This is a genomic window from Ruegeria sp. YTSC003, from assembly GCF_059609785.1.
This window is the reverse complement of record NZ_JBXWMK010000029.1, coordinates 1-12,172: the sequence shown is the minus strand read 5'-3', so window position 1 is coordinate 12,172 and position 12,172 is coordinate 1. Positions and strand designations below refer to the sequence as shown.

Below are 12,172 nucleotides of genomic sequence, written 5' to 3'. Positions count from 1 at the left end.
TCTAGGCGACGACCGCTCCAATGTAACGCAGACATGCAAGCGATACCATCTGAGGGCGGCTTGGTCCGCAAGGCGGAACTTCCGATGGTTTTCGGGAATGACCGTTTCCGGCAGGAAGCAGACATTTAAGTCGAAAAACCGAGTCGATATTGTGTGATGTCTGCTTTCACCGAGACCGGGCATTCAGCAAAATAGGTTTTATGTCCGAGTTTCGGACAAAGCGCCATTTCGCTGCGGCTGCTCCAATGTCCGGTTGGTGTTGGCCATAGTGCCGATACTCTCCGATCAGGCTTGGAGCGACTTCACCATGAGTAAATGACGTTCGGTAACGAACTGCTATTCTTGTCAAGGTGACAAGTTATATGCATATCGTTTATTGTCAATACGACAAGAATCCCTGAACAGGTGACCCAATGGCCAGACCCAAAAAGGACAGGGAAAGGAAGAGCCAGATCCTCGACGCCTTGGAGCGCATTGTCATTCGCGATGGGATTGCGAAGCTGACCCTCGCAAAAGTTGCGGCTGAGGCTGGCCTGCCGCGTCCCTTGCTCCGGTATTTTGCTGGAAACAAGAGTGAGCTGATCCTTCTGTTATTCGATCGTATGTTAGAGCGTGGTGAGGCTAAACTCGCTGGCCTCCAAGAGATCAAAGAAGGGGCAGTTAAGGTCGATGATATCCTCGACCTCCTCTTTGACGGGTTGATGGCCGATCCCGAATTGAATGCAATGGTGGAACAATTGTGGCCTTATTCCGCCGGTGATGAGCGCATTCAGACCCGTCTGCGCGACCTCTATCACCGAGTTTGCCAGGAAATCGTGGCTCATATGTGTGCCGAGAGGCCGGGCCTCAATGAGGATGACTGCTTTGACCGCGCCTATGGCGTCGTCGCCATGGCGTTCGGAGCCAGCTTCTTCTCAGACATCAACTTCAAACCAAACGACCCCGAGGCTTTTCGCCGTCTCGCGCGAGACATGCTGCAGTCAGGGTCTGTTAACTAACAATCCAAGGAGACCATCATGAAGTGGATCAAACGAGGGGCCGTTGCCGTCTTGGCATTGGCCCTTATCGGCGGAGCTGTGTTCTGGAACAAGATTCAAGATATCCGCGCGCTTGTAGCCTATTCGGCCGTTTTCGAGCCGGACACCATCGACGAGAACTTCCGGTCGCTCCACAAGAATTATCCCTCAGTTACGATCAAACGTTCTGGGCCTGTTGCCGAGTTCGAGCGCACGGATCGAGGAGAGGTCATTCCTGCAACGTATGAGTACGAAGGGAAGACGTTGGAATCAAAGGATGTCTTCGAGGAAATTCACTGGACAGGCTTGGTGATCCTGCATGACGGGAAAATGGTTCACGAGGAGTACGCGCGCGGCAATAGTGCTGAGAGCCTTCACATCGAAATGTCGGTCACCAAGTCCTTGACGTCTATCCTGGTCGGCATTGCATACGATCAGGGGCATCTGCCGGACTTAGACGCTCAGGTGACGGACTTCATCCCCGAGTTGAAAGACACCGGGTACGATGGCGTCACCGTGCAGCAAGTGCTCGATATGACGTCGGGCATCCGGTACATTGAAGACTATGACGACCTGAACTCGGACATCGTGCAAACCGTCGTCGCGACTTTGCGTGGATCACTCGACGAATTTGCAACGACAATGGTGCGCGAACGCGAACCCGGCACCTTCAATCAGTATGCCAGTATTGAAACGCAGGTTCTCGCCTGGGTTTTGCGACGTGCAACCGGCCAAGAGTATGCCGATTTTTTCCAAGACCAGCTATGGAGCAAGATTGGCGCGGAAGCCGACGGAGAGATGCTGGTCGATAGTGCTGGAGAGCCAATGGCCTATGGTGGGGCAAATCTTCGACTGCGCGACTTGGCACGGGTCGGACAGATGGTGCTCAATGGCGGTGTTGCCATGACGGGTGAACGTGTCGTTTCGGAAGCATGGTTGCGCCAATCCGTCACAACAGACACCGAACAGTCTAAGCCAGGTGAGCACGACAAAACGGACTTCATCCTGGGGTACAAAAACCAGTGGTGGATTCCGACAAACCGAGATGGAAACGAGTTTTCCGCCATCGGTATCTACGGGCAATTCCTGTACATCAACCCAGAGAGGGGCGTGGTCATCGCGATGAACTCGGCATACCCCGAGTACAACGAAAACGTCGAAACCGAGCTGCAGATGCTGTCGGCGTTTCAGGCGATATCGATGAACCTAAGTCCCGATTGATCGCTTGTTTGACATTTGGAGTGCCGGATCGATTTCCAGCACTCCAGTAGCGTTGCCGAATCGATGACAATGAACAACAGGATTAGCGGTTCCGAAGAGCAGATATTCGTCGACTATGCCGCCTCCGGTACTTTGGGCTCGTAGCAGTCATCGGATTCGGCGCCGTATCTGCCAAATCATGGCGTCCGTCCCCGTCACGCCCGGCCCATTCCCGCCGTTGACCCACAGTTTGTCATGCCGCGGCGCGGCCCGTCGAACCTGCCGTTCGCTGCAAGCGCAAAATCTCAGGCCAGCCAATTTCGCACAATGCGGACAAAGTCGCCTTCAAAGGCAAAACATCAAACGCGTGCAGCCAATCAGCCAGTCGTGTAAATCTAGAACGCGGTGGCAAGAGCCGGAATTGTAGAGTGACCCGAAGATAAATGAAAGCAGACGCCATTCATTAAATAGTCAGTTCATTTTGAAAGCGTTTTTCTTGATTAGTGCCGCGTATCTCAGCATGATCCAAAGATGTCGGCTGAAATAGACAAATGGTTAATTGATCTCGACCTGAGTCAGTACGCAGATGTTTTTGCGGAAAACGATATTGATGCGCGTGTTCTGCCACTACTATCTGGCGACGACTTAAAAGAGCTCGGAGTAAGCCTTGGTCACCGCAAAATCATCCTCGCTGCAATTCACGAGCTAGTCGGCCAACAGCACGCAATCTCGCCGTCACAAGCAGCTCATGAACAAGCGCCCACCTCAGTCAATTCACAAAGTGATGATCCGCGCAAACAGAAGCATGTCGAACCGCCTACTGCAGAGAGGCGTCACGTAACTGTTTTGTTTGCCGATCTTGTCGGTTCGACTGAACTCACCAATCGCTTTGATCCCGAAGACATGCGGGACTTGCTACAGAACTATCAAGATGCCGTTGCAGGAGCCGTGAGCCGATATGGTGGCTACGTTGCAAAGTATTTGGGCGATGGTCTGCTCGTGTTTTTCGGATGGCCGCGGGCTTTCGAAGATCACGCAATTCGGGCGGTAAAAGCTAGTCTTGAGTCTGTTCACCGAGTCAAAGAACTCAAAACACCTGACGGAGAGCCTTTGTCAGTCAGACTGGGAGTTGCGAGTGGTGATGTTGTGGTCGGCGATACCATTGGCGAAAATACATATGAGGAGGCGGCCATGACTGGTCCGGTCGTCAATCTTGCGGCACGGATTCAAGAACATGCAGAGCCAAACTCAGTCGTTTTGTCAGTTGAGGAAACCGAGACAGCTTTACATCGGATATTTGAGTTTAAATCTCTTGGGCAGGCAGAGCTTAAGGGGTTTGCTGAACCACGTAGTCTTCAGAAAGTGATGTCAGAGCGCAGCGCGGAAAGCCGGTTTCAGGCCTCACATCGAGACGATGTCGACAGCGTCATGGTTGGCCGGGACTACGAAAAGGGAATTTTACTGCAATCATGGCAACGTGCTCAGAATGGCCACGGAGACGTTGTTCTGCTCTCCGGTGAAGCCGGAATAGGAAAGTCGCGGCTTACAGAGGAATTCCTTGCTGTAATCACCGAAAACGACGAAGTCGATGTCATAAGGCTGAACTGTTCCCCCTATCTCAGCAGCAGCCCCTTTCATCCGGTAGCCCAACGAATATCCCAGGATGCGGGTGTTGAACCGGACTTTGATGACAATCTGATCCTTGAGCATGTCAGAAAAATGCTCGAAGGACGACCAGGGTTGGACTGGGAACAAGTTCTGCCTGTCTTTGCAGCGTTGGTCGCACCTCGTAGTGCCCTCGCCCAAAAGGTGCTCGAGATGTCGCCGCAGGAGCAGCGCGACATAACAATCCAAACATTGATCCACACGGTGCAGGTGCGGTCAAGCGTACGTCCGGTTATGCTGTGCGTAGAAGATGCTCATTGGATCGATCCTTCCACACAAGCATTGTTGGAGCGGTTTAAGTCGATATGCACCGATCTTCCTCTGATGATCTTGATAACCCACAGACCCGGGTGGGAATTGGCCCGTGATGATGGGGACACACACGTTCAGTCTCTGGTTTTGCGCCGTTTCGATTCTGCGCATGTCTCAAACCTTGTCGAAAATATTACAGGCAAGAGACCGGACGAAGCTCTGATCTCTACAATAGTTGAAAAAACCGATGGGGTTCCTTTGTTCGTGGAAGAAGTGACCCGAGCCATTGTCGAATCCGGCGAGCAGGGGCAAAGCCACATACCATCGTCATTGAAAGGCGCGTTGATGGCGCGGCTCGACGCAGTTTCGCCAGAGGCAAAACAGGTCGCCCTTACTGGTTCGGTTATTGGCCGGGAGTTTGAGCCGGGCATACTATGTGCCGCGAAAGGCTTTGAAGAATCTGATATCAACAAAAGCCTCGAAGAGCTTTCGCGAACAGGCCTGATCTTTGAAAGCGGGCACAATCGCGGGCACTTCGTTTTCCGCCATGCACTTATTCGCGATACCGCCTATCAATCCATGTTGAGTTCAACTCGGAGACAACAGCACGCAGACGTGGCGCGTGCTTTGATGCGGATAAGGTCATCTGAGATTGAGCGCCGCCCTGAACTTATCGCGCGCCACCTATCTGAGGCTGAGGACTGGAGTGCCGCGTTTGAAAAATGGCAGGTTGCGACAGAAATGGCGTTGGTGCGATCCGCGAGCCAAGAAGCGATGACGAACGCCAAGGAAACTTTAAGAGCTGCCGAAAAACTTGGCTCAGACACCAATACAGAATTGATCAAAGGCAAGATTCTAGTCGGCCGCAGCCATGACAGTCTGGGCCAATTGCCAGAAGGGATAGCAGTTCTGAAGGACGCTTCCAACGCGGCCCGGGCGGTGAGCAACGTGGAGCTAGCGGCTGACGCGGCCAATCACTTCGCTGACTCTTGCATGATGTCCAGCGAAAGGCACAGCGAGGCGATCGAACTCTGTGATAATGCGCTGAAAGGTTTGCCCGATGATGATGAAGTCCGTCGGTGCAGATTGATGAGCCAACTTGCGCGCGCCCATATGTTTGTAGGTCAGTTTTCCGAAGGTGCCCGCTTCGGCCAGCAATCCATGGAACTGGCCGCAAAATTGGGCGACTATAAATCCCAGTTCTCAGTAATGATGATGCATTTTGGAGCACCCTTTGTTGCGCGCAAGGGAAGAGAAACCCGCCATTGGCGCGAAAATCTGGAGGCTATGCATGGTGTGGCCGAGCATCTTGGCAGTATCGATCAGGGTCGAGACCGGACTCTCAGCTTGTTTGTAGGTGCCGAGATGGCAGACCGTGAGTTGATGGACCATTCTCTGGGCTTGCTCACCGAGATTTCGGAAAAGGACAATCATTTGCAACTCTACTGGGTTCAGAAACACGCACAGGCCATGGTTGCAATTATGGACGGCGATTTTGGCCAAGCGGAAAAACACGCCACCGAGGCCGTGAAGATCGGTCGAAAGACCCATGGGGAGCATGTTGAGGGCGTCTACGGGGTTCAAATGTTCACTATCCGCCGCGAGCAAAACCGGCTGCACGAGGTCGCGCCTGTGATCAAGAAATTGATGACGGACAGTCCCGAAGACATTTCGTGGAGACCAGGATTTGGCCTTATCGCGGCCGAGCTCGGATACAAGGAACCCGCTGAACGTATACTGAATGAAATGGCCGACAATGGCTTCGATCTTCCACTCGACGCTATGTATTCAACGACCTTATCTTATCTGACTGACATATGTGTCGCCATTGAACATCAGGAACATGCCAAGACGCTCTATGATTTACTGGCTCCGTACGAAGAACTGACGATTACTGCAGGGGCAACGACGGTGTGCGCAGGTGCGGCGGCGCGACGCCTCGGCAGTTTGGGCACGGTTTTGAAAGACTGGGATGCTGCTGAGATGATGTTCCAGAAGGCTATAGAAATTGACACTCGCATGAAATGCCCACCCTGGATCGCTCACAGCAAGACAGCTTATGCATCAGCATTGAGGCGAAGGGGACGCCCGAAGGATGTGGAACAGGCGTTTCAACTGGAAGGCGAAGCGTTGGCAATTTCGCAAGATTTGGGTATGGTTTCCCTAAAGTCAAAGCTCGAAGGAGTAGCGAGTTAAGGCACTTGAATTATTTGGGGGACTTTATGCCTAGGTACATAATTGAACGAAACTTTGCCGAGCAACTAAACGTCAGCGATGATGACAAAATTCACATCAAAGAAATCAATGACGAAGTCGGCGTTGAATGGATATTTTCATTTCTAAGTGCAGATAAGCGCAAAACATACTGCTTGTACGAAGCCCCTGATGAGGAGAGCCTCAGGAAGGCGGCTGAGCGCCTGAATATTCCTGCCGATGTCATAACACCCGTGGATCGGATTGATCCGGCAATATTCGCCTGACCGGCAGCCATTTTTTCCCAACTCAATGAAACGACTTCGCGAGACAACGCGACGGAAATAGCAATTAGCTGAGGCAGCCCTGCAAGAAGCCTGACCTGACTATTGGGAGGCTTACGCATGTTTGACCTGAAAACACTCGACGGAAGTACAGCTATTGTGCATCAAGACACCTTGGACGCTCTTGATGCATCACTTCGCGGCGGGGTCTACCAGAAAGGCACCCCGGAATACGAAGACGCAAGAACAACGTGGAACAGCATGTTCGAACGTTACCCAGGTTTCGTGATCCGCGCTCTGGGGGCAAGCGATGTGCAGAAGGCAGTGAATTTCGTGCGAGAGACCGACCTCGTTATGTCAGTTCGGTCAGGTGGGCATCAGATTGCTGGGCACGCTGTCGCAGATGAAACTGTGATGCTCGATCTGTCCCAGATGCGATCTGTTCACGTCGACCCTGTCAACAAGACCGCTCGGGTTGCGCCGGGAGCACTGCTTGGAGATGTGGATCGCGAAACTCAGGCTCATGGGCTTGCCGTTCCCGTTGGCATCAACTCAACCACGGGCATCGCGGGCCTCACTCTTGGCGGCGGCTTTGGATGGACCACTCGGAAATTTGGCATGACGATCGACAACCTGCTCTCAGCGGAAGTCGTGACTGCGGACGGAGCTATTGTAACTGCATCCCCTACAAGTCACCCTGAACTTTTCTGGGCTATCCGCGGTGGGGGTGGAAACTTCGGTGTCGTAACCTCATTTGAATTCCAACTGCATGAGCTAGGACCCGATGTCCTGTCCGGCCTCATAGTTCATCCGATAGAAAATGCGCCAGAGCTCCTCGCTGAATTTGCTACGATTGCAGACAATTCCCCGGATGAGCTGACCGTCTGGAGCGTGATGCGGAAAGCGCCTCCTCTACCGTTTCTGCCAGCTGAGTGGCATGGGCGAGAGGTGCTGGTCTTTGCAGCCTGCTATAGCGGGCCGATGGAGGAAGGTGAAAAAGCCATGGCAGCATTACGCGCGCTAGGTGACCCAATCGCCGATGTGATATCTCCTCACAAATTCGTAGACTGGCAGGCCGCTTTTGATCCTTTGTTGACGCCAGGCGCCAGAAATTACTGGAAGAGCCATGATTTCGATGCGCTTTCTTCGGATGCAATCTCAGGACTCTTGGAAGCGATTTCCAGCCTTCCTGACCCCGCGTGTGAAGTTTTTATTGCCCATGTGGGCGGAGCAATGGCGCGCGTCGAGGCCGGTTCAACCGCTTATCCCCAAAGATCTGCTCACTTCATCATGAATGTTCACACGCGTTGGGAGGACCCCAGCAAGGATGCTCAATGTATCGAATGGGCGCGCAAGCTATACGACCAGATGCAACCGCATGCGAGCGGTAGTGCCTATGTCAATTTCATGCCGGAAGACGAAGCAGACCACATGACCGGAGCGTATGGCGAGAATGGCGAGAAACTGTCTAAGATAAAGCGTAGTTATGACCCCACCAACTTGTTCAGGGTTAACCACAATATCTTGCCTGCTTGATGGAATTCAGAACTGCATAAACTGATCCAGATTGATGTTGAGAATTTTGCCTTGGCGTCGCGCCGCATTTCTAGTTGGCTAGTTTTCAAGCCAAGTGGAGCATCCAAGCGACGATCGCGCTGGTAATCATGCAACCTATGGGTTGTGGTTTCTGTAGATACGGCCAAGAAATTCAATATGTGTCCGCTTTGGGCTCGGTGCGGTCGTTCGTCGAATTGTCGTGAGTAACCGCACTGCGGACATAGTTGACATTCGCCCTAGACCAATAACTCTCTTTTCGTCGCGGTCTCGCGTCTGACGTGCGCTTGACGACGCAACTCATATCAAACGATCATCGTCGAACCATTTTGCGGCGGCCCAAAGGATAACCTATGGAAGTATTTGGAAGTGATGCACAGCGACGCATGTCGACCATGGGTGAGCATCTTATCCAGCTATTGGGTGATGACCCTCGATTTTGTAGCCATGGGCGCGGTATTCAAATTGCCAACGAGTACAGCGGGGCTTTGGATGATGCCGTTGCAATGGCTCGAATACTCGGCATCACGGCGATAGAAAGCATACCGCGTCAGGAGGTGGCAAAGACGCGAGAAGTCATTGAAAGTCAGGGATTAAAAACCGACACAATAGCTTGTTATCTTGGCGGGCTGAACTGTGTTGACATTGCTCGGAAAATAATTGCCACACGGGCGTTGCCCGAGGATTTGACCGTGCGTGTGATTGATCGAGACTCTCCGCCAGAATGGCTTGAAGCTTTCGCAGAAGTCGCAATGAGCCACGGTGTTCTACCGCCAATAGGGCCGGTTATGCGCGGATTGTCTCGCCCCGGATTTGCGATGGTCGTCTTTGACAGCTCAGGTGCTCCCGTTGCAACCGCGGGCTCAGTTCTGTGCCATCCGCCCAGCAGTAGGCTGCATCGTCGCGCTCAATGGGGGCAACTTTCGACCAAGCCTGAACGCATGGGCGAAGGTGTAGCAAAAGTCTTGGGAGCCAAAGCTATGATACACTCTCATGAAAAGCTTGGCGCAACTGGGTTCAAGACAGGCATTGCTCCGGGCAACGTTGCATCAGCACGGTTGTGCGAAAGACTTGGCTTGGAGGATAGCGGCAGCGACATAGTCGCGATTATCGACCCGAATGTATACTCGGAAGATCGGTTGACCAAGTGAGCCATTCGGAAGTTTGTTGTCGCGGTATATCAACGACACTCGCGCGAACCTGACTGAAACTTCTTGAAAAACTAAGATAGGACGAACTCTAGTCTGCATTGGGCTAGTTGCAGCTGCTTGCCGGAGGTTACTGGCCAATTGCTTTGCCGAATCCAAGGCCGCGTCCATGATTTCATGGAAAAATCTCCAAGGATCGCTTTGTGGGCGAAATTGCTATACGGAGCTGGATCTCACGGTACGACAGCCGCTAATTTGAAACGATAAAGTGGTATGCCGCGCACGGCTGGTGTAACACGATCTGTCCATCAAGGATCTCGACTGACCGATTGAATGTATCTTCCATGTCGGAAGAAACCTTTGCATAAGCTCTAGAACGATCTGGATCCGGCCAAACAATCTTTTTTAGGAACGCGTCGAAAGTCGGGTACTCACGAGTAAGGACGTAATCTCTTTTGTTTTCCAGCCAAAATCCGTCTACTCCGTCCAAGTGGCTAAGTGTTTCGTGTGAATGAGATCGAACGAGGGTTTCATCTTCTACCAATCGAATGACCTCAAACATTGTTCCATAAGGATAGGGCTCCACGATGTGCAACCGCCCACTGTTTCCAAGAACGCGGTGAATTTCAGTGAAAGCGTTGTGCTGAACCTCCACTGGAATGTGATGAAGAGAAAAGAACAAACACGCTAGGTCCTGTGAACCCGATTCGAGAGGTAGGTCTTCAGCAGCCCCAAGCCTGACGTCGATGTTTTTTGGTAAATTTTCTTTGGCCTTAGCAACTTTGCCCGGATCGATTTCTATTGCGATGACTTTGGCTCCTGCAGCGTACAAGTCTCGCGAATAGACGCCGTCACCCGCACCAACATCGACGACCTGAAGCCCTTCAAGTTCGCATATTGTTTTTAGGTGTTCGATGTGAGTCATGGTCAACTCCAGAAAATCTGAATGGTCTCGCAACAGATTAGCACACCAGTTCCCCTATTTCCGCTTTGGGTTCGGAGCGGAACTTAAACTCCCGCAGAAATTGCTTGCCCGGTGACGTGTTGAAGATCGCTCTACGGTGGCATTTATCCAGCCTGTGAATGCACCAACGTTTACTCAGGCGAGCGTGACGAGCCACCCGCCCCAGACAATCAAAACCACGCCCAATCCTCGACTCAGAATCCGCCCGAATGGCAACGTCTTTTCCGCCACCACTACGATTGTAAGAACGGCAACCCACGGCAGGTTCATGACGCCCAACACAAACAACAGCACCATCAGCATCCAGCAGCAGCCAAGACAGTAGACCCCGTGGTGAAGCCCCATCTTCGCGGCACCCAGGGTTCCCTCTTGCCAATGAGCCGTCAGAAAACTCATGGGCGAGCGGCAATGCTCCAGGCAAGCGTTCTTGAGTGGCGTCCATTGGAACAACCCGGCGAATATAAGCATCACGCCGCCCACGGTCGGGGCAACCCTCCCCATCATGGAGGAAAGCGCGTCGCCCGCGTGCAGCCACCAATTCAATACAGTGGCCGCCAGCGAGAACCCCAGCCAAACCAACAGATACCCTGCCACAAAGCTGCCCGTTGGCACGAAGGGGCGCCCTGCGTCTTCCCGCTTCGCGCGCACCCGTTCGTAGATCATTACGGCGGGTGTGACTGAAGGCAGCATCATCGCAAACATCATCACCGCCCACATCATAAGCATGAAGACAAAGTCCGCGGCTGACCACTGCATCATCATCGGCATGGCCACGTCACCGACCAACGTCATCGAGGTCGAACCTCGCCCGAGGTAAATTGTATAGGCCCACGCCAGCGCAGAGAGCGCTACTAAGGCTGCCAACACCAGCACCCGATCCCGTCGTGCGACTCCTACAGCATTCATTATGATGGCCTGACGGTCCAGCCCGGCCTCAGCCGGCCCAGACGACTTGTCCGACCACACCCGACCGGCCTGTCCAGGTCACGGGCATATCCGCGTCGTTCCAGGTGGTGCCGTCACTAGGAGCCAGATCACCTTCATGCCCCTCATGACCGAAGGCGAGGCTGAACGCGGCGTTCTGCAGTTTCATCTTGTTGCCGAGGTCATTGACCAGACGGCGGGATTTCATCTCGCCCACACCGGCCACGCTTGCCGTTAGTTCGCTTTCAGCCTCTGTCACGCTGATCCCGGCGCGTTTGGTCGGAAGCCAGGTCGACAACAGGCTTGCTGGTACTTCCATGCCGCCGCCGGACGCACCCTGCAAGATGGTCTCCAATGCCGCTGCCTGTGCATCGCTGGCGTTTTCGTCAATATAAACTCGTCCGGTGCCGTTCGCGTCGAATAGAGTCGGCCCGGGAAAATGAAACGAGGCAATCGCGTTCTGACCGGAAAGCTCCACGCCTTCATGAGAGCCCTCGCGAACGCGTATCAACAGGGATGTTGCGCAATACCCCTGGTCCATGAGCATAAGGTCGGCCTGTCCAAACCAGCATGGGCAAAGCATGTTGCAACTGCAGGTTTCGACGAGTTCCCCTGAAACATTCCAAGACATGATTTCTCCTCCCATCCCACATTTTCCACGGCTGCATTTTAGCAGAAAGGCTGCTTTTCACCAATCAACCAGAAGGTTAACCATGTCTCATCAGGGCTCAGAGCTGCCTATCCCTACAGCTTGCATGATTAGCTGGTTGGCAGCCCATGTCGGTCCTTCTTAACAAAGTCGCCATTCGTCACCAAGCGATCCAAATCGAAGTTCAAGGCCGATATCTCGTTGGGCGTCGAAGCCCCACTGATCTTATCAAGCCGGCTTAATCAATGTTTCCAGATATTCTCGAGTGTCGGCGTCCCACGAGCTGGGGTCCTCTCCATGAGCGACCACCGCGTGGAGTTCCA

Annotated in this window: 10 protein-coding genes; 6 read left to right on the top strand and 4 right to left on the bottom strand. The window is 53.1% G+C overall.

Features of this window, described 5'->3' with window-relative positions; all coding sequences use genetic code 11:
• Nucleotides 1-183: hypothetical protein (locus tag AC2FFH_RS22945; RefSeq protein ID WP_496770917.1), on the bottom strand; the 183-nt coding region annotated here is incomplete at its 3' end.
• Between the two features lie 230 nt (nt 184-413).
• On the opposite strand from AC2FFH_RS22945, the gene AC2FFH_RS22940 reads away from it, so the two are divergent.
• The 6 genes from AC2FFH_RS22940 (at nt 414) to AC2FFH_RS22915 (ending at nt 9,315) form a co-directional block, all read left to right on the top strand.
• Complete coding sequence (locus tag AC2FFH_RS22940) at nt 414-998, top strand: TetR/AcrR family transcriptional regulator (RefSeq protein WP_496845398.1); 585 nt, start codon at nt 414-416, stop codon at nt 996-998.
• Between the two features lie 18 nt (nt 999-1,016).
• Nucleotides 1,017-2,237, top strand: a complete 1,221-nt coding sequence (locus AC2FFH_RS22935) for a serine hydrolase domain-containing protein (protein WP_496845397.1) — start codon at nt 1,017-1,019, stop codon at nt 2,235-2,237.
• A 510-nt stretch (nt 2,238-2,747) separates the two neighbouring features.
• Nucleotides 2,748-6,329, top strand: coding sequence for an adenylate/guanylate cyclase domain-containing protein (locus tag AC2FFH_RS22930; RefSeq protein ID WP_496845396.1), 3,582 nt, complete (start codon nt 2,748-2,750; stop codon nt 6,327-6,329).
• Between the two features lie 26 nt (nt 6,330-6,355).
• The gene (locus tag AC2FFH_RS22925; RefSeq protein ID WP_058283661.1) at nt 6,356-6,613 is read left to right on the top strand and encodes a DUF4242 domain-containing protein; all 258 of its coding nucleotides are present in this window, start codon (nt 6,356-6,358) and stop codon (nt 6,611-6,613) included.
• A 117-nt stretch (nt 6,614-6,730) separates the two neighbouring features.
• On the top strand, nt 6,731-8,146 hold the full coding sequence (locus AC2FFH_RS22920) for an FAD-binding oxidoreductase (RefSeq protein WP_496782538.1): 1,416 nt from the start codon (nt 6,731-6,733) through the stop codon (nt 8,144-8,146).
• 371 nt (nt 8,147-8,517) lie between these two features.
• A complete protein-coding gene (locus AC2FFH_RS22915) occupies nt 8,518-9,315 on the top strand; it encodes a GNAT family N-acetyltransferase (RefSeq protein ID WP_496723839.1) in 798 nt (265 codons plus the stop codon).
• Between the two features lie 247 nt (nt 9,316-9,562).
• Here AC2FFH_RS22915 and AC2FFH_RS22910 read toward each other — a convergent pair whose 3' ends face one another.
• The 3 genes from AC2FFH_RS22910 to AC2FFH_RS22900 form a co-directional block, all read right to left on the bottom strand.
• Nucleotides 9,563-10,237, bottom strand: coding sequence for a class I SAM-dependent methyltransferase (locus AC2FFH_RS22910; RefSeq protein WP_496777538.1), 675 nt, complete (start codon nt 10,235-10,237; stop codon nt 9,563-9,565).
• A 174-nt stretch (nt 10,238-10,411) separates the two neighbouring features.
• Nucleotides 10,412-11,182, bottom strand: coding sequence for a DUF2182 domain-containing protein (locus AC2FFH_RS22905; RefSeq protein ID WP_496723843.1), 771 nt, complete (start codon nt 11,180-11,182; stop codon nt 10,412-10,414).
• 28 nt (nt 11,183-11,210) lie between these two features.
• Nucleotides 11,211-11,831 (bottom strand): DUF1326 domain-containing protein, encoded by a 621-nt coding sequence (locus tag AC2FFH_RS22900; RefSeq protein ID WP_496770904.1) that lies wholly within the window; start codon nt 11,829-11,831, stop codon nt 11,211-11,213.
• Nucleotides 11,832-12,172: the final 341 nt, after the last annotated feature.